The organism is Amycolatopsis rhabdoformis (assembly GCF_035918295.1).
In the GTDB taxonomy this organism is placed as follows: domain Bacteria; phylum Actinomycetota; class Actinomycetes; order Mycobacteriales; family Pseudonocardiaceae; genus Amycolatopsis; species Amycolatopsis rhabdoformis.
Window position 1 is genome coordinate 5,938,810 of record NZ_CP142149.1, and the last position, 18,807, is coordinate 5,957,616.

An 18,807-nucleotide genomic window follows, 5' to 3' on the forward strand; every position below is an offset into this window, starting at 1 on the left:
CTTTTTTCTCCGAGACTCGGTTCAGACCCGGCCGGCCCGGTTGGCCGTGGCGAGGAGGTAGAGCAGGTACGGCGCGCCGACGGCTCCGGTCACGACACCCACCGGCAGCTGCGTGCCGAGCAGGTGCTGCGCCACGAAGTCGCCGAGCAGCGTCACGAGCGCGCCAACGAGGGCGGGTGCGACGAGGCCCACACGGGCGCCGCCCACGAGCCGCGTCGCCACGGGGTTGGCCACGAACGCCACGAAACTCACGGGCCCGGCCGCCGCGGTGGCGAACGCGGCGAGCGCGGTGGCCACGAGGAGCAGCAGCAGGCGCGTGCGCTCCACGCGCAGGCCGAGCCCGGCCGCGGTGTCGTCGCCCAGCTGCAGGCCGGTGAGCGCACGGCTGAGCAGCAGGGCCGCGGGTCCGAGCACCACCAGCGCGATCGCGAGCGGCACCACCTTGTCCCAGCTCACCCCGTTGAGGTTCCCGGTGAGCCACACCAGGGCCTGCTGCGCGAGCGTGACGTCGGCCCACGTCATCAGGTACGACACGATGCTGGCGAGCACCGCGCCGACCCCCACGCCGATGAGCACGAGCCGGTAGCCGTTCACGCCGCCGCGGCGCGAGAGCACGTAGATGATCGCGCCGGTGAGCAGCGCGCCGACGAACGCGGCGGCCGAGAGCACCGAGCCCGACACCCCGAGCAGGACCAGGCAGATCACCGCGGCCGCACTCGCGCCCTGCGTCACGCCGATCACGTCGGGGCTCGCGAGCGGATTGCGCAGCAGGCGCTGGAAAAGCGCGCCGCCGAGTCCGAACGCGACACCCACCAGCACGGCGGCCGCGGCCCGCGGCAGGCGCAGATCCGTGACCACGTAGGCACCGGCACCGGTCCCGCCGCCGAAGAGGATGCCGGGCAGCTGTCCCAGCGGGACGTCGAAGTCGCCGACGGCCAGCGACAGCGCGAAAACCACGACCAGCAGCACGAACAGCGCCACCGACACGAGCCACCCGCGCGCCGAGCCCTGGCGGCGCGCGGACGACACCGCGCGCAGCGCTTCGGCGAGCCCCGCGGAGCCGGTCGGGGGCGTCACACCTTCACCAGCTTCCGGCGCCGCACCAGCACGATGAACACCGGCGCGCCGATCACGGCCGTCACGATGCCCACCTGCACCTCGGCCGGGCGCGCGATGACCCGGCCGACCACGTCGGCCACGAGCAGCAGCAGCGGCGCCAGCAACGCGGAGTACGGCAGCAGCCACCGGTGGTCGGGCCCGGTGATCAGCCGCGCGACGTGCGGCACGGTCAGGCCGACGAACGCGATCGGCCCGGCGATCGCCGTCGCCGATCCACAGAGGACGACCACGGCGAGCGCGCACACCGCTCGCGCCACGGCCACGTTCTGGCCGAGCGCGCGGGCCACGTCCTCCCCCAGCGCCAGCGCGTTGAGCATCCGCGCGGACACCAGCGCGAGCACCACACCGACCACGATGAACGGGATCGCCTGCGTGATCGTGGTCGTGTCGCGCCCGGTGAGCGAACCGACCTGCCAGAACCGGAACTGGTCGAACGTGGTGGTGTCGGTGAGCAGCAGCCCGCTCGTCACCGACTGCAGTGCCGCCGTGACCGCGGCGCCCGCGAGCGCCAGTTTCACCGGTGTGGCACCGACCCGGCCGAGCGCGCTGATGCCGTACACGACCACCGCGGCGGCGGCCGCGCCGGCGAAGCCGAACCAGACGTATCCGGTGACGCTGGTGATACCGAGCGTGCTGATGCCCAGCACCACGCACAGCGCGGCGCCGGCGTTCACGCCGAGCAGACCCGGGTCGGCGAGCGGATTGCGCGTGGCGCCTTGGATCACGGCGCCGGACAGTCCCAGTGCGACACCCGCGAGCACGCCGACGAGCGTGCGCGGCAACCGCAGCTCGTGCACCACCAGGTGATCGGGATTCGAGGCGTCGTAGTGGAACAGCGAATCGAGAACGGTGCCGAACGACAACCCCCGTGACCCCACGGCGATGCTCAGCACCACGGCGAGCACGAGGGCCACGAGGAGCACCACGATCCCGGCCGTCAGCGAGAGTGTTCTCGGGCGGGCTCTCTCGGCCACAGTCGGTTACCTTCACTCACAGGGCATTTAGGCTTGGCTACCCTACCCCGAGCATCGCGCGGTTGTCGTGTGGCCGTCACCACCTTCGTGGCGCGTCACCCCGACTACACAGGCCCGGCCACTGCACGCAGTCGGAGCCCCGGAAACACCGAAGGGGTCCGTCACCGCGGTGACGGACCCCTTTTTCGCTGAGCTCGGCTCAGGCGCTCGCCTTCTTGCGCGGCGCGCGCTTGCGGGCCGGCTTGGCGGGAGCCTCTTCGACCTCGTCGATCTCTGCTTCACGCTCTTCGTAGGCCTTCACGATCTCCGCGGGCAGCCGGCCCCGGTCGGAGACCTTGAAGCCGTTGCCCTCGGCCCACTCCCGCATGAGGCGGTTGCGCTCGCGGTCGGCGGCGGACGAGGTCGCCCGCGGCGCCTGCCCGGCGGCCATGCGCACCTTGCGGCCGCCCACCCGACGGGAAGCGGTGACGTAGCGCGCGAGCTCATCACGAAGCGCGGCGGCGTTGTCTTCGGACAGATCGATCTCGTAACTAACCCCGTCGAGCATGAAGGGGACGGTCTGATCGGCAATGCTGCCGTCGATGTCGTCCACCATCTCGACGTGAACCTTCTGCGCCATGGTTCGTCGTTCCTTCACCTTCTACAGGACGTGCCTGGGAGAACCCTATCGTGTCGACTAATGTCGCGCGGTGCTGGACACCCATTCCTCTCTGGACAGCGCGTACTCGACATCGCCGTGTTCCGCGCCTTCCAGGTATTCCGGCCACTCGAGGAAGAAGGTGCGCACGAGCTTCAGCCCCACCTTCTCGAGCACCCGCCGGGAACGCGTGTTGACCGTCATCGTCGTGGCGACCACCCGCTCGGCATCGAGTTCGGTGAATGCCTTCCACACCAGGGCACCCAGCCCTTCCGTCGCGAAACCACGGCCCCACACCGCGGGCACCAGGCGATAGCCGACTTCGGTGCCACCTGCGTCGAGGCCCCGGCTCGCGGCCGGCTTCAGCGAGAACCACCCCGCGAATTGGTCCGTGCGCGCATTCACGGCGGCGAAACACCCGTGCCCCGCGGGAAGATCCCGGTATTCCGCGAGGATCTCCGGAAGTGTCTTGTGCTCGACCACTTCCCGGGACACGGGCCGGCCGTCGTCGACGAAGCGCATCACCGCGGGATCTCCGTGGAGATCCGCGAGCACGCCGGCGTCGGCGGACGTGAACGGACGCAGCCGCAAGCGCGGCGTTTCGGTCCACGTGGCCATGGCGGGGATTGGACCAGTGCGGTAACCCCGAGCGCAAGGGGCATTCCCGAACTGTGGCCTGCCGCGGGAAAATCGCGACGGAATGCGCTCAGTCGCGAGTGAAGCCGCCGAGGTGGTGCGGGAACACGGTGATGGGCACACCCGCGCCGGCCAGGTCGCGCAGCATCGCGAGGATCGCCTCGGTGGGCGTGCCGTACACGCGGATGCTCGTGGTGGCCGTGAGGTTCTCGCGGAACGCCGGGTCGGCGTGCTCGGTGAGCACGCGCATGTGGTGCTCGAACGAGTCGGTGTCGGGGTGGATCTGCACGAACTCCACCTCGGTGCCGTCGGCGTTCGCGTACTCGTGGAACCCGATCAGGCGCGGCTCGTGCTCGTCGACGAACCGGGCCCAGCCGGGCGCGCGGCCGGCCTCCGCGTCGAACCTGCCGGGAACCACGCTGTTGGTGGCGACGAAAACGAACGGACCGGACATTTCTGTGATCTCCATGTAGTATCCAACCAGTTGGTTACTTGGTTCGATACCGCTGCTCGTTGTCTCGTGGGCCACACCGGACACCGCCGTGATCCACCTGGGACGGTGCGGGCGGCCCGGAACCCACACCGTCCCAGGTGGCCCGGAAACGGCCGAAGGCCACCGGATTCGACGAACCCGGTGGCCTTCGGAGTTGAACTGCGTACTACTGGTGTTGCCGAGAAGCGCTACTGAGTACTACGAGTGCTCGGTGCTCAGTAGTGGTGGCCGCTCTTCACGACCGCACCCGTCTTCGGGTCCAGCGGGAGCTTGCCCGCCTGCGGGTACCAGAAGTTGAACATGTTCCACAGACCGCCCGCACGCGAGTCGAACGACGAGCCGCCCACGCGCCCGGTGAACCAGTTGTCCTCCACGAACTGCAGCACGGAGGTCTGGTCGGTGCGGGTGTGGTCGACGAAGTTCACCTTGCTGTAGGGCGAGATGACCTGCAGCGGCAGGCGCGGGCCGTAACCGCAACGGTCCGCGGTGGTGCCCAGCTTGGTCTTGGTGCCGGTGCAGACGGACTGGTCCTGCGCGGCGTCCTGCGACCCGTTGATGATGGTCGACTTCTGGTGGTCGTACCAGCCGTCGGAGTCGTCGTAGGCGAGAACGATCGCGGTGGACTTCCACTCCGGCGACTGCTGGATCTTGTTGATCTCGCCGACCACGAACTGCTGCTCGTCGAGCGGGTCGGAGTTGGCCGCGTGGGCGTCCTCGTAGGCCGGGGCCTTGAGGAAGCTCACGGCGGGCATCGAGCCGGCCTTCAGCGAGGCGTCGAAGTCCGTCATGTCGTACTGGTGGTTGGCGCGGTCGGTCTGACCGATGGCCTGCACCGAGGACGGCGGGAGGTGCTTCGGGTTCGACGTCGACTTGTAGTACTGGAACGGCTCGTGGTGCGGGCTGTAGTCCGTCACCGGGATGCCGCCCACGTTGTTGTGCGAGGCGCCGCAGACCGAGAACCCGTTCTGGGTGCCGGTCGGCTTGAACCCACCCTGGAACCAGCCCCAGGTCACGTGGCGCTGGTTCAGCATGTCACCGATGTTCTTGCCCTGCATGGAAGCCAGGTTCTCGGTGGCGGTGTGGTTCTTGTCCGAGCAGTCGTCGTACGCCGGGTCCGGGTCGTTGATGACCGTGCCGATCCCCTTCTTGTCCGGGGAAACGACGGCGTAGGCGTCGGTGGTCGGCTGGTGCGTCACCGAGGTGACCGCCTGCGCACCGCCCGTCTGGCCCGAGATCAGGTTGAGCGCACCGGGGGTCGACGGACCGAAGTTGGTGTTGTAGGAGTTGTCGCTCATCGCGTAGTTCTGAGCGTAGTTCCACATACCGGTGACGGTGTTGCCGTCGTAGTAGTCCATGACCAGGCCCGGCTCGCCGAAGAGGATCGGCTGACCCGTGCACTTGTCGGTCTCGGTCTTCTCGACGAACTTGTCCATCTTGCCGCCGTTGAACGCGGCCTGCTCAGCACCGTAGGAGTGGTTCTGGTCGCAGGTCAGCGCCTGGTCGGGGGAAAGGCGCTTCGGGTCGTAGGCGTTGGGGTTGTTGTTCAGCAGCTTCTTGTCGAGGCCGTTGACCTTCGGGGTGTTGCGCGCGGCCTTGAACGGCGTGCCGTCCTGGTTGGTCGCGTTCGGGTAGGTGCCGAAGTAGTGGTCGAACGAGATGTTCTCACCGAAGATCACCACGACGTGCTTGATCGGGGTGAGAGTCGGCAGCCACGAAGCCGGCAAGGTGTGCAGCGACTGGGCGTCGGCGGTCGACGCCGTGGAGCCGGTGACGATCGCCAGCGCGGCCGCGGAAGCGAGCGCACCGGCGCCGAGCAGCCGCCGCGTGCGGCGCCGCCGTCTGCCGATTCCTGTGTCCACTGGGGAATCCTCCTGATTTCGGTGACTTTGTGGTGGGAACTGCAACTGCGGGAAACGGTTCAGGCCAGCAAGGCCCGGCCGTAGTGGTCGTCGGGACCGGTCACCCCCGGCAGCGCCAGGAAGTAACCGCCACCGAACGGGGAGATGTAATCGACCAGCGGCTCGTCGATGAGCCGCTTCTGGACCGCCTCGAACTGACGCTCGAGGTCCTGCTGGTAGCAGGTGAAGATCAGGCCCATGTCCAGGTTGCCGTTCGTGTCCACGCCGCGGTCGTAGTTGACCGCACGGCGCAGGATCCGGCTGTCATCGGTTTCCGGTTTGCGCGGGTTGGCCACCCGGATGTGGCTCGTGAGCGGGATGACGGTGCCGATCGGGTCGTCGGCGTACTTCGGCACGTCCTGCTCGTTCGCGCCGTCGAGCGGTGCGCCCGTGTCGCGGCGGCGGCCGAACATGTTTTCCTGCTCGGTCAGCGAAACGCGGTCCCAGAACTCGACGAGCATGCGGATCAGCCGCACCACCTGGTACGTGCCGCCCTGGGCCCACGCGGGTTCGCCGGCCCCGACCCACACCAGCTTGTCGAACTCGGACTCGATCGGGTTCGAGATGCCGTCCTTGAAGCCCATCAGGTTGCGCGGCGTGCCCGAAGGCCGCGGCTGCGAGGCGAAGCCGTTCATCTTCCAGCGCAGCTGCATGCCGCCGCGGGTCGCGCGGGTGATGTCGCGCAGCGCGTGGAGCACGGTGTCGGTGTTGTCGGCCGAGAGCGTGAGCGACAGGTCACCGTGGCACTGGGCCGCGTCGAGCGCGTCGTTCGGGAACATCGTCATCGGCTTGAGCTTCTTCGGCTTCAGCGCCGCCAGGCCGTAGCGGTCGTCGAACAGCGACGAGCCGACGCCGAGCACCACGCCGAGGTCACCGACCGGCACGATCGGGCCCAGCACACCGGAATCGGCGGGCGGCGCGGTGATGCCGAGCGCCGCGGGCGCGCCGCCGGTGGTGAGGAAGCGCGCCCGGTCGGTGATCTCCTTGAACAGCTCGGTGAGCTCGGCCTTGTTGTCGGCCACCACGTCGAACGAGGCCACCACGCTCTGCGCGGGCGGCTGGCGCACCGCGGCGGCCTGGTGCGCGCCGTGGAAGGCGACCCCGGCCGAGCCGGCGCCGGCGGCACTCGCGGCCACCGTGCCGGCGCTCACGCCGGCGACCGCGGTCAGGCCGGCGCCGACGACCGTGCGGCGCAAGAAGGTCCTGCGGGAGGACTCGGCGGGTTCCTGCACGGTCACGAAACCCTCCGGGGCTCGGCGATGGCCGCGATCGGGGCGAGCCGCTCGGTGAGCTCGCTGACGTCGGCGTTGATCTTCTGGCGTTGCGGTGCGGTGAGCGCCGAGACGGGCGTCCACGAACCGTCGGCGCGGTGGGCGCCGTCCAAAGTGGTCTCGGTGCGCTTGAGCCAGCTGTCCACACCGGACAGTGCGGGGTAACGCGGGGCGAGCAGCGGGCGCAGCACGTCGAGCACCGTCTGCACGCCGTCGAGGTTCGCGCGAGTGGTGGCGAGGTTGGTGCCGCTGCCGTAGTCGGTCTTCGCGGTGAGCTCGAACTGCAGGGCGTTTTCCACGATCTCGTGGGCGCGCAGGCCGAGGTCGTTGGGGTCCACCTGGCTCTGGGGGAACGCGGTGCGCAGGTCCTGGACGTCGGAGGCGAGCTGGTCGACGACCCCGCCGAGCGCGCTCATGTCCTCGTTGTGCCAGAGGCCGTACTCGAGGCGGTGGAAGCCGGTGAAGTCCGGGTCGCTCGTGCCGCCGGGCAGGCCCTGGGTGGTGCCGTTGATCGCGCCGTCGGAGTCGCCGAAGGCGTCGTACGCGGCGCCGAGGCGCTCGTAGGTGAGGTGCGCCGTGAGCCAGGTGGACTCGCTGCCGGTGCGGTCACCGCGGTGCACGGCGTCCTTGAGCGCGGTGACGTCGGTGTTCAGCTGGTCGAGCCCTTGGGTGACCTTGGCCTGGTAGACCTTCAGCGGCTCGAGCAGGTCGGTCTGGGTCACGGGCGCGACCCCGGGCCCGCGCTCCGCGCCGCCACTGACCGTGGACGTCGGCCCCACGATCGCGGACGAGTCCTCCGGAAGGCATCGGAAGGCGTAGGCGCCATTACCGAGCGTCACCGACATCGGCCGGGTCGTGCCGGTGCCGAGGCCTTCGACCTCGCCGTAGATCACGCCGGTCTTCGGGTCGATCAGATCGACCTCCGAGGTGACCGCACCGGTGTTGTGCAGGTTGAAGATTTGCGGACCCGGCTTGGGGTCCGTCCAGCCCTGACCACAGGCGGAGCGGGAGATCTGGATCTCCGGATCCTGGGCCGAAGCCCCGTCCGGCCAGACCGCGAAGGCGATTCCCACGGCAGCGGCGACCACCACGACACCAGCGGCCCCCACCACCCAACGGGCACGTACAGACCCCGGCACGCACACACTCCTGCCACTCGATCGGACTACCGGGAGGGAATTATGCGTGCGGAACGTGAAGAAACAGGGGGTCGAGACGGCCTCCCGACCGTGAATTCACCAGGACTTCAACCAGAAACCAACGAAATCGGATATAACCGCCATAATTTTGGCCCTGTCTCCGGCGACCCATGACTGCCCGAGCTGGCGCGACGGCGCAATTTGCCCGAATTGTCAATCTCCCGATGATCGGTACATTGTCCGGTTCGGTGCGTTCTCGGGAAGGCAAGATCGGCGATCCGCGGTGCTCGCCGGTGCGCAGAAATCGTTTCTGGTAATCGCCACTCGGGCCGTGGAGTCCCACCCACGCAGCCCCCGCAGGCAACCCCGGAGCGAGATCGCGCCGGCGTCTCGATCGGGCGGTGCGATCGGCCCCCGGCCGATCCGACCGCCCGATCGAGACGCCGGCTTCTAGGCGATCTCGCACGCCCTGCCGGAGGCAGGGCAAAAGATACAGTCTTGACGCATGGATAACGAGAAGCTGCAGCGCCGTTTCGAGAACCTGACGACGGCACACCTCACCGACGGCTGCATTCGCGCTCGTCTGCAGGTCCGCTGTGCTCCGGCCGGAACACATTCGGCGTTCCCCGGCGGCCGCCTGGCGGGACGAGTGCTCCCGGCCCGGCACGCGGGCAGCGTCGACGTGTTCCTGGAGGCGTTGACGAACGCTGCCCCGGGTGACGTCCTGGTGGTCGACAACGGCGGCCGCCTCGACGAAAGCTGCGTCGGGGATCTCGTGGCCCTCGAGGCGACCACCGTGGGCGCCGCGGGCATCGTGATCTGGGGCCTGCACCGCGACACCGCCGACCTGCGTGCCATCGGCCTCCCCGTGTTCAGCCTCGGCTCGATGCCCACCGGCCCGCTCACCCTCACCGACCGCGCCGCGAACGCTCTCGACTCCGCCCGCGTCGGCGAGTGGGAAGTGACCTCCGCCGACCTGGTCTTCGGCGACGACGACGGCGTGGTCTTCGTGCCCGCCGCCGAGGCCGACGACGTGGTCCGCCTCGCGGAGTCCATTCGCGACACCGAGCGCGGCCAGGCCGACCGCATCCGCGCCGGCACCACGCTGCGGGAGCAGGTCGGGTTCACCGACTTCCTGCGCGCTCGCGAAACCAACCCCGCGCTGACCTTCCGCGACCACCTGCGCTCGGTGGGCGGTGCCATTGAAGAGTGACCGCCCGGTCGCGCTGATCACCGGCGTCGGCCGCCGGGCGGGGATCGGGGCGGCCATCGCCGAGCGGCTCGGGGCGGATGGCTGGGCCGTCGCCTGCAGCAGCTGGCAGGCCTACGACGCCCGGATGCCGTGGGGCCCGGATCCGGTGCGGGTCGGCGATTTCACGGTCGAAGCCGACCTCGCGGACCCGGCGACGCCGGCGCGGCTGTTCGACGAGGTGACCGCCGCCCTCGGCCCCGTGAGCGCGCTGGTCCTGGCCCACTGCGAATCCGTGGACTCGGGATTCCTCGACACCACGCTGGAGAGCTTCGACCGCCACTTCGCCGTGAACACCCGCGCCGCCTGGTTGCTCATGCGGGAGTTCGGCACCCGGCACGCCGGGGGCGAGGGCCGGATCGTCGCGCTCACGAGCGACGACGTGGTCGGCAACGTCCCCTACGGCGCCAGCAAAGGCGCCCTCGACCGGCTCGTCGTCGCGGCCGCCGCGGAGCTCGGGTCGCGCGGCATCACGGCCAACTCCGTGAACCCGGGACCCACCGACACGGGCTGGCTCGACGGCCCCCTGAGCACGGCCATCCGCACCCGCACGCCACTGGGCCGGCTCGGCACCCCACGGGACTGCGCCAACCTGGTGTCGTTCCTCTGCGGCCCCGACGGCGGCTGGGTCACCGGCCAGGTCCTCACCGCCAACGGCGGCCTGACCTGAGCCGTCGGGGCACCCCGACCTCAACCCTGGCCCGCCGCCAGCGCCCGCACCTCCGAGTCCGCCAACGCGCGGCCGTAGAGGCGGAAGTCGGCGACCGCGCCGCGCAGGTACGGGTGTTTCGGGTTCTGCGAACGGCCGAGGTAGTTCAGCTGGGTGGCGCCCAGCAGGAGCGGGCTCATCAGTGGCGCCGGGTTCACCCCGGAGAGCTCGCCGTCGAAATACACGCGCAACCCGGCCCCCGCGGTCACCGCCACGTGCGTCCACACGCCGGCCGGCAGAGCGGTGGCGGCGTCCACGAAGTCCTCCGCCTCCATCCCACCGAGCTTCATCGCGCAGCGGGCCACCCCGTTGCCCGTGCGTGAGGTCAGGAACAGGTACGACTGCGCGTTGAACCCGAGGTCGAACACCCGCGCCGAGTTCACGATGGTGTCCGCTCGCACCCACATCGACACCGTCAGCTCGGTCAGGTTCGCCGGCAGGCCCGGGGCCAGGCGCACGTGCCCGTCGACGCCGTCGAGCTCGATGCCCCGCGCGCCCGCCACCGCCCCACCGGCGAGCACCGCGGCCGGCCAGTGGCGCGTCGACTCGGCCAGGTCCGCGGCGAGCGGGTACACCGCCACGGTCTTCGGCGCGGGCCGGTCCGGTGGCGCGGCGAGGTAAACGCTGTAGTGCTCGTGCTGCACGTCCAGGAACGGGCTCAGCCGCAGCCGCTGCTCCCCCGCCCGAACGCTGAACTCGGCCCGCCCGGGCTCGCGCCGCAGCGTGCTCGGGTCCACCGTCGGGATCACCGGCGGCACCGCCGAACCGTGCCGGGCCGCGAGCACCAGCGGGCCGTACGTCAGCGCGCGCACCGCCGGGTTGTCGGGCGCGGGCAGCCAGCGCGGCGCCATCGGCAGGTGCAGCTCGACGACGTCCCCCGCGCGCCACCGTCGCCGGATCGTCGCGAAGCGCCCCGGCGAAGCGGCCACCGGCGTGTGGTTCACAGTCAGGCGCGGATGCGAGACCCACGCCGGGATCCGCACGCGCAGCGCGAACTCGCCGGTTCCGTCGACCCGCAGCCGCACCGTCTCGTCGTACGGGTACTCGGTCTCGAGCCGGACCGAGGCACCGTGGAATTCCACTGTGGACGGAATGAACAGGTTGACGTACAGCGTGTCGCCCGAGGTGAAGTAGATGTTCTCCGCGTACTTCACGTGCGTCTCGAGGCCGGTGCCGTGGTCGCAGGTGAAGTTGCCGTAGTCGCTGCTGTACGTGCCGGGATCGGAGGTCACGCCCTCCTTGCCCTTGCGCTCGGTGCCCGGCACCAGCCCGGTGTAATACGTGACGAACCCGTGCGGCGAGTCCGGGTCCTGCTCGCCGAGCAGCTGGTTGAGCAGCGTCCACTCGTAGTGGTCGAGGTAGTCGGTGCGGCTCGGGTCCTGCTGGAACAGCAGCCGGCCGAGCTTGAGCATGTTGTAGCTGTTGCAGTTCTCGCAGGTGTTCTCGCCGAGCTGGCTCACGATCTGGTCCGGCGGGCCGAAGAACTCCGCGTTGGCGTTGCCGCCGATCACGTAGCTGTGGTGGTGCACCACCTGGTCCCAGAAGTACGTGGCGATCGTGCGGTAGCGCTGCTCGCCGGTCACGTCGTACTCCGCCGCCGCGCCCACGATCTTCGCGATGTCGGTGTTGGCGTGCCGTCCGGCCAGCGTGTCCTGGCGCGCCGAGAGCGGCGTGAAGATCTCTTCGTGGTCGAACCGGCGGGCCAGCGCCAGGTGCAGCGGGTCCCGCGTGATCGCGTACAGGTCGGCCAGCGCCTCGTTCATCCCGCCGAACTCGGTGTGCAGCACCTTCTGCATGGCGTCGTGGGAAAGCGGCGCCGTGCGCGCGTCGATCCAGCGCGCGATGCCGCGGGCGACGTCGAGGGCTCCGGCGGTGCCGAGCAGCCGGTGCTGGTCCAGCAGTCCGGCCAGGATCTTGTGGATCGTGTAGTACGGCGCCCACACGGACTTCCCGGCTTCGAGGTTCACGAAGTCGGACTCCGGGAACGCCGACAGGTAGCCCTCGGTGAACCCCGCGGCCGGCGCCGCGTCCTGGCACTCGGCCAGGGCCGCCACCAGCCGCGCGCCCTTCGCGGCCAGCTCGGCGTCGCCGGTGTTCGCGGCCGCCAGCGCCAGGCCGGAGAGCAGGTGCCCGGTGGTGTGCCCGCGCAGCTGGATGTCCGGCGCCTCCCAGCCACCGCACGGCTCGGCGGCGCTCGGCAGGCCGACGGTGAGCCGGAACGTGTGCAGCAGCCGGTCGAGGTCCACGAACTTCAGGTACGCCACGGTCCGGCCCTGGTTCGCCAGGTACCGGCTCTCCAGCAGCCGCACGCCACCGAGCGCGACTGGTCGCACCGGCGGGCTCGATACGGAAGCGGACGCCGCCACCGGCGCGACCGCGGCCAGACCGAGTGCGGCACCGAGGCCGAGCGCGGCCCGTCGGGTCACCCTCATCGGATCTCCTCCTGCCGGTAGGGCAGCAGCCGCACCGGCCCGACCAGCCCGTAGGCCTGCCGCGCGGCGATCGCGAACACCTCGGGCCGGCTCACCCGCAGCCGGTTGTTGAGCGTGGTGGCGATTTCCACCTCGAGCGTGTTGCGCCCGGACCGCAGCCAAGCCCCGACGTCGACGATCGTGTCGAGCACGTCGGCCGGCGGCAGCGCGGTGCCGTTCACGCGCACGCGGTAGGTGTCGAACACCTCGCCGAGGTCCAGGTAGGCGCCGAGCCCGCGGTCCCACCGGCCGAGGTCGACCGTGGTGCGGTAGCGCCCGACACCCGACACGTCCTCGAGCCCGGGGATCGACGGCCAGGCCGCGAGCGCCGTCAGCGAGACCCGTCGTTTCGGTTTGAGCGTGGTGGTCGGGGTCGCGCCCGGCTGCCAGTCCTCGACTTCGAGGTCCCAGGTGGACAGTGCGATCGGCGCCGGCGCGGCGGCGACCGAAGTCCGTGCCACGCGGCCGTTCGACAGCGTGGTCGAGTACGTGCCGGCCGCCGCCGAACGCACCACCAGCTTGCCGTCGAGGTACCGCACCTCGGGCGCGTCCGTGGCCACGGCGCTCGGGCCGCGATCACTCCTGTCGAGCGCAATGATCACCGACTGCCCCGGATTCAGCGACACGGAAACCCGGACCTTGTCACCGGAGCGCGAGAACACGCCGAGCCGCTCGCGCTCGCCGGTCCACGCGTTGAGCACGTACGGCTGCGCGTCGCGGTCCTGCGCGGTCAGCCACACGTCCTGCGTGACGGCGGTGATCTTGCGGTTCTCCGCGTGCCGCGCGTTGCAGAGGTAGTAGTAGTCGGTGTCGCCGTCGATGCGGTGCACGCTCATCACGGTGGACGGGTCGTGCTCCACCTCGCGCGTCACGCCGAGGTCGGCGAGCGCGGCCGGGATGCCGGTGGCGTCGGCGACCACGCGCACGGTGCGCTGCGCGAGCAACGCGGTGATCAGCGCGCGAAGCCGGTCGTTCTCGCCCGGCAGTGCGATGCCCTCGGCGCGCACGTCGGTCCAGGTGCCGATGACGATCGTCGGCAGCCCCGCGCGGGCGAAGTCCAGGAGGCGCTGCGCCGCGTGCACGGACAGTGTGTGCTCGCTGCCGTGGAATTGGTCGCCGCCGAGGATCATCGCCTTGTAGGCGGGCCCGTCGGGGGCCAGGCGGCCGTGGCGGACGACGGCGCTGGGCAGGTCGAGCACCCCTTCGCTGAGGAAGCCGTGGGTCCAGCCGGCCGGGATGCCGTCGTTGGTGGCCCACGGCGCGCCGATGCCGGTGGAGGTCCAGCCCTTCTGCCGGAAGAACACGAGGTCCACCTGCGGCCGTCCGGTGCGCAGCACCAGCTGGGTGCGGGCGAACCAGCCGGCGATGTCCGGCACGTGCCCCCAGGTCGGCTGACGCGGACCCCACGCCTCGGCGTACCCGATGCCGTTCCCGTTGTACGGCGAGAAAGCCGCGAACCCCGGCCACTGCGCGCCGGGAGCCATGGCGTAGGCGAACCCGTGCAGCACGGCCTGGTTCACGCCGCCGGCGAAGACGCTGCCCATCGTCTGCAGCACCTTGTCCCAGGTCGTGTTGTACGCGCCGTTCGCGTATGCCGCCGACTCGCACGACAGCAGCCGCCGGCCACCCAGGTCCCGGCCGGACGCGAGCACCCGGTAGTCGTCGAGGTTCTTGAACCCCAGCGACTCGCTTTCCGGCACGTCCAGCAGCGCGGCGCTGCGGATGGCGTCGGTCTGCAGGCCGTAGGGCTGCACGCGCATCGTCATGCCGAGGTGGTGCGCGAAGTCCCGCACCGGGATCAGGTGGTTTTCGTGGTAGAGGTCCGAGAGCACCTGGTTGTAGTCGTCGCGCACGTGGTTGGAGGTGTCGGAGTCGAACGCGAACAGGTACTTGCCCTTGCGTTGCACGACCACCGGCAGGTACGGCAGCAGGTCGTACCCCGCGCGCTTGCGGAACTCGGCGAGGAACGCCGGTGTCCAGATGGTCGCGTCGGTCTCGATCTCCAGCGAGTCCTCGAACAGGTCGCCGCCGACGTCCTTCAGCAGGCCGCGGATGGCGTGGGTGAGGATCGTCGAGTTCCACTCGTCCAGCACGACACCGGTGCCGGTCGCGCTGAAGTGGTCGACGACGTAGGCGAGCGGCGTGGTGTGCGGGCCGGCTTCCGGTTGCTGCGCCGAGCCGCGCGCCCAGTACGCGAGCAGCACCCAGGTGCCCTCCGGCGCGGTCCAGCTGATCTGTCCGTTGTGGACCTCCACGGTCCGCACCGAAGCGGGGTCCAGCGTGACCGTGGCCGCGGTGGGCGAGCCGATCACCTGCGCGGCCTGCACGGCGATCAGGTCCTGCTTGCCCACCGCGCTCTCCGCGGGCACCAGCGCGGCCGGCGGCGGTCCGCTGTAGCTGCCCTCGACCGTGACCACGCCGTGGGCCAGCTCCTTGCTCGCGGCGACGTCGTCGGGGGTGATGGTCGGGACCGCGGTCGGCCAGCACGGGCCCATCGCGAGGTCGACGGTGAGGCCGCGGGCCTTCGCGCGCCGCAACGCCGTCTCCACCGCCGCGAGCCACGCGGGCGTGCCCCAGCCGTGGTGCTCCGGGTCCATCACGGTCTGCACGCTGTGGTGCACGTCCTGGATCTCGACGCCGCCGAACCCGGCGTCGGCGATCTGGTCCACCTCGCGGGCGATCTCGCCGAGGTCCACGAGCCCGTGCGGCCACCACCAGCGGAACTTGGCGGCCGTCGAGGCGTCGGGTTTCGCGAACTGCCGCGCGAACGGCTTGCCGGGCGAGGCGAGGGCGGACGAGGTCCACGACACGGCGGCGCCGACGCCGAGCGCGGCTCCGATCGTGAGCACCGTGCGTCTGCTGACAGTCATCGGGTGGCCTCCAGCCGGGCGGTGACGGTGGCCTGCGGGCGCAACACGACCGGGCCGACGAGGCCCGACGGCAGGATCTTGTTGCGCGAGTTGGCCAGGGTGTTGGTGACGCGCACGCTGATCGTGTTCACGCCGGGGCGCAGCGCCGCGGTCGCGTCCACTGTGTACGGATGCCAGAGCGCGGCGGGCAGCTCGGTGCCGTTGACCGTGGCCGTGGCGAGGTCGTGCACCTCGCCGAGGTCGAGCACCAGCTTGCGCTGCCGGACGTCGGCCGCGGTGAGCGTGACCGTGGTGCTGTACACGGCGCTGCCGGAGAACGTGGGCGCGAAGGTGGTCCATGAGCCGAGCGGCCGTTCGGTGGCGACGGCACCGTCCTGGTCCAGGCGCACGGTCCACGGCCCGTCGAGGGCGATCGGAGCCAGCGCGTCGGTCACGCGCACGCTGCCGCGGTAGGTGCGGCCGCCCGCCTGGCCCGTGAGCGAGTAGCTGCCCGGCGCCGTCGCGGCGACGGTGGCCCGCAGGTCCCGCCCGGTCACGGAAACCGAGGTCGCGGGCAGTGTGCCGTCGGTCAGATGCGCGGTGTCGTGCACGCCCTTGCGGAACACCACCCCCAGGGTCTCGTACGGCTGGAGCGTGACGGGAACGCCGGTGGTGCTGTGCCCGGCCGAGTACGCCGTGGCGGTTTTCGCCGCGCCGGTGCGCGGGTCCCAGATCTCGGGGGTGCCCTCGACCGGGAACGTCGCGGTGGTGGTGACCACGGCGTCGCTCTCGTTGTTCAGCAGGAAGGCGGTGTCCGCGCCGCGGCCGGTGCGCTGCACCCGCACGGCGTCGGCCGCGGGCTGCAGCCGCGCCGCGCCGAACCCGGCGTTCTGCGCCAGGCCCGCGATCGCGGCCACGTCGGTCACGAGCGCGACGTGACCGGCTCCGCGCCGCTGCCACGAACCGCCCGCGGAGCCGAACAGATTCCGCAGCTCCCGCGCCAGGTCGGCGTCGTGGCCGGCCGCCTCCCTCGTGGGCAGCGGGCCGACCGCCACGAGGTGCCCGCCGCTCTGCACGAACTTCGCCAGCGTGCGGGCCGAGGCGAGGTCGAGCACCGGCGTGTGCGGCAGCACCGCGAGCCGGTAGTCCGCCTGGCCCACGCGCAGGGTTCCGCCACGCGGCTCGGCCTGGAAACGCGCGGCCGGATCACCGGACAGCGACGAGTCGCTCAGCAGGTCGAAGTCGACCTGCCCGCGTTCCAGCGCGAACGCCGTCGCGGAGAAGTCCTTGTCCAGCTGGTGAGCCGAGTCGGCCACCCGGGTCTGCTCGGCCGCGCGCTGCGGCTGGACGATGGCGGTACGGGCGAGGTTCGTGCCGCGACCCAGCTCCATCACCCGGCCGATCCACGCGTCGACGTCGGGCATGTCCTCCCAGAACGTGCTGCGCGGCCCGATCGGCGGCGCGAAGGTCACCGAGGTCTCGTCGGTGTACATCGCGTGCAGGAACGTGAGGTTGTCGCCGCGGGTGGCCAGCGCGCCGACGGTGGCGTGCATGTAGTCCGGCGCCACCTGCCAGCCCGCGTTGCCGAAGGTCTCCATCAGCGACCGCGGTGCCCCGCTCTGGTGCGCGGCCGAGGAAGCGTTGCGCGCCAGCGTGGTCTGCTCACCGGCGGTGTAGTCGGTGGTGATCATGTCGCTGCCGGGGACCTGCGCCCACTGGTTGTCCTTCGACAGGTCACCGGTCGAGTTGATCCGCTGCTGCGGGCCCTGCTCGTCGAGCAGCGGGTTGGAGATCAGTTTCAGGCCGTGCTGAGCCATCCACGTGGCTTCGCGCTTGTAGTAGCTGGTGGAGAACAGGTTGTCCACGGCCCGCCAGTAGCTTCCGGCGGCCTGGTCGGCCACGGCGTCGAGGCCGTCGGCCGCCGCGGTGTAGGCGACGCCGGGGGTGCCGCCGGCCGCGCGCACGGCGTCGGCGAGCCCGGGCGAGGACGGCAGGCGCTTGAACGGGTGCGGCTGCGCGGAGGCGATGAACGGCTCGTCGTCCCAGAAGCCGGGCACGACCGTGCCCATCGCCCACGGGAAGCGGCGCACGTACTCCTCGGGCGCGATGCTCAGGAAGGCGTCCGTCGCCTTCGGGTCGAGCAGGTCGAGGTAGCCGCGGGTGTAACCGCTGGAGTCGTCCTGCAGGAGGATCTGCGAGTACACGTCGACCTGCCAGCGGCCCGCGGGCACCTGCCACGTGCTGCCCTTGAGCTCGACGGCCGCGGTCGTGCCCACCGGCCGCGCGGCCGCCGCGGTGACGCCGGCGAGGTTCACGCGATCCTGCGGGAAGTCCGCGAGCGCGGTGGCGTCGTCGAAGGTCGAGGACCACAGCTTGGTGCCGTCCGGTGCGGTCACGGTCAGGTCGTCCCACAGCGAACGCTGCGTGCCCTCGGCCGACACCGCCGCGGCGCCCGTCGGGTAGCTCGCGTCGGTGGCCGCGGGCTGCACGGTGTTGTTGATCTTCGGCGTGATCGTGTTCCCGGAGACGGTCACGCTCACCGTCTGCACGTGGGTCGGGGTGAAGCCGGGGGTGTTCACGCCGGTGGTCAGCCGCGTCCGGTTCGCACCGTCCACTTTGTACACACTGGCCGCGCCCTTGGCGTCCACGTCCACGAGGTAGCCGTGGGTGCCGTCGGACCGCACCGCCAGCTGCACGCCGCCGGTGGTCAGCGTGACCTTGCCGCTCACGGTGTAGTCGGTCCAGCCGGCGCCGGGGGTGAGCGGGGCGGCGCCCGGCGCGGTGGCCGGGTCCACGACCAGCTTGCCGGTGTCCACACTGAGCCCCGAGGTCTCGGCGAGCTTCAAGGTCGACGGGCCGGTGACGATCCGGGTCGAGCGCAGCAGGCCCTTCAGCCGCAGGTCCGGCCGCGCGGCGATCGTGCGGTCGCCGAGCGTGCCGCCGTTGACCACGTAGTCGGCGCCGCGACCGCTCGGGAAGTTGTTGTCGTTGAACAACCACATCTTCATGCCCGTGCGCTGCGCCTCGCGCAGCACGTGGCCGACGAGCGTGAACCAGTCCTCGCTGAGGAAAACGGGCTTCATCGTGTCGCCGCCGAGCGGGAAGATCACCGCCTCGTACACGCCCTTGGCGCGCATCTCGGCCATCTGCCGATCGGTGATGTCACTGGTGATGGTGTTGTTCCAGTACCAGTAGATCGCCGGCCGGCTGTCCTTCGGCGGATTCTTGAAGGCCGCCGGGTCGAAGTGGGCGAGGCTCGTCGTCCCGGCCGGGCCGGGGTCGTGCCCGGCGGCCGCCGGCGACACCAGGCTCAGCGCCGTGGCGACCGCGAGCACGAGGGACATCAGCGTCCTGCGCATGGG

13 protein-coding genes are annotated in these 18,807 nt (G+C 70.8%); 2 read left to right on the plus strand and 11 right to left on the minus strand.

Features of this window, described 5'->3' with window-relative positions:
• Positions 1-21 precede the first annotated feature (21 nt).
• The 8 genes from VSH64_RS27225 to VSH64_RS27260 form a co-directional block, all read right to left on the minus strand.
• Positions 22-1,077: a FecCD family ABC transporter permease gene (locus VSH64_RS27225; protein ID WP_326565552.1), complete on the minus strand. Its 1,056-nt coding sequence runs from the start codon at positions 1,075-1,077 to the stop codon at positions 22-24.
• Entirely contained in the window at positions 1,074-2,093 is a 1,020-nt protein-coding gene (locus tag VSH64_RS27230; RefSeq protein ID WP_326565553.1) for a FecCD family ABC transporter permease, read from the minus strand. The genes VSH64_RS27225 and VSH64_RS27230 overlap by 4 nt, the downstream gene beginning before the upstream one ends.
• Before the next feature lie 199 nt (positions 2,094-2,292).
• On the minus strand, positions 2,293-2,712 hold the full coding sequence (locus VSH64_RS27235) for a histone-like nucleoid-structuring protein Lsr2 (protein ID WP_326565554.1): 420 nt from the start codon (positions 2,710-2,712) through the stop codon (positions 2,293-2,295).
• A 57-nt stretch (positions 2,713-2,769) separates the two neighbouring features.
• A complete protein-coding gene (locus VSH64_RS27240) occupies positions 2,770-3,348 on the minus strand; it encodes a GNAT family N-acetyltransferase (RefSeq protein ID WP_326565555.1) in 579 nt (192 codons plus the stop codon).
• Positions 3,349-3,436: 88 nt separating this feature from the next.
• On the minus strand, positions 3,437-3,835 hold the full coding sequence (locus VSH64_RS27245; RefSeq protein ID WP_326565556.1) for a hypothetical protein: 399 nt from the start codon (positions 3,833-3,835) through the stop codon (positions 3,437-3,439).
• A 239-nt stretch (positions 3,836-4,074) separates the two neighbouring features.
• Entirely contained in the window at positions 4,075-5,718 is a 1,644-nt protein-coding gene (locus VSH64_RS27250) for a phospholipase C (RefSeq protein WP_326565557.1), read from the minus strand.
• Positions 5,719-5,777: 59 nt separating this feature from the next.
• A complete protein-coding gene (locus VSH64_RS27255; RefSeq protein WP_326565558.1) occupies positions 5,778-6,995 on the minus strand; it encodes a Dyp-type peroxidase in 1,218 nt (405 codons plus the stop codon).
• Positions 6,992-8,137 (minus strand): EfeM/EfeO family lipoprotein, encoded by a 1,146-nt coding sequence (locus VSH64_RS27260; protein WP_326565559.1) that lies wholly within the window; start codon positions 8,135-8,137, stop codon positions 6,992-6,994. Before VSH64_RS27260 ends, VSH64_RS27255 begins: the two co-directional genes overlap by 4 nt.
• A 535-nt stretch (positions 8,138-8,672) precedes the next feature.
• Between VSH64_RS27260 and VSH64_RS27265 the strand changes: the two genes are divergently transcribed.
• The gene (locus tag VSH64_RS27265) at positions 8,673-9,380 is read left to right on the plus strand and encodes an RraA family protein (protein ID WP_326565560.1); all 708 of its coding nucleotides are present in this window, start codon (positions 8,673-8,675) and stop codon (positions 9,378-9,380) included.
• Entirely contained in the window at positions 9,364-10,086 is a 723-nt protein-coding gene (locus VSH64_RS27270; RefSeq protein ID WP_326565561.1) for an SDR family oxidoreductase, read from the plus strand. Before VSH64_RS27265 ends, VSH64_RS27270 begins: the two co-directional genes overlap by 17 nt.
• A 20-nt stretch (positions 10,087-10,106) precedes the next feature.
• Here VSH64_RS27270 and VSH64_RS27275 read toward each other — a convergent pair whose 3' ends face one another.
• The 3 genes from VSH64_RS27275 to VSH64_RS27285 are packed head-to-tail and all read right to left on the minus strand — an operon-like array spanning position 10,107 to position 18,804.
• Complete coding sequence (locus VSH64_RS27275) at positions 10,107-12,557, minus strand: beta-L-arabinofuranosidase domain-containing protein (RefSeq protein WP_326565562.1); 2,451 nt, start codon at positions 12,555-12,557, stop codon at positions 10,107-10,109.
• Complete coding sequence (locus VSH64_RS27280) at positions 12,554-15,466, minus strand: glycosyl hydrolase (protein ID WP_326565563.1); 2,913 nt, start codon at positions 15,464-15,466, stop codon at positions 12,554-12,556. The genes VSH64_RS27275 and VSH64_RS27280 overlap by 4 nt, the downstream gene beginning before the upstream one ends.
• Entirely contained in the window at positions 15,463-18,804 is a 3,342-nt protein-coding gene (locus tag VSH64_RS27285; protein ID WP_326565564.1) for a glycosylhydrolase-like jelly roll fold domain-containing protein, read from the minus strand. Before VSH64_RS27285 ends, VSH64_RS27280 begins: the two co-directional genes overlap by 4 nt.
• Between the last annotated feature and the right edge of the window lie 3 nt (positions 18,805-18,807).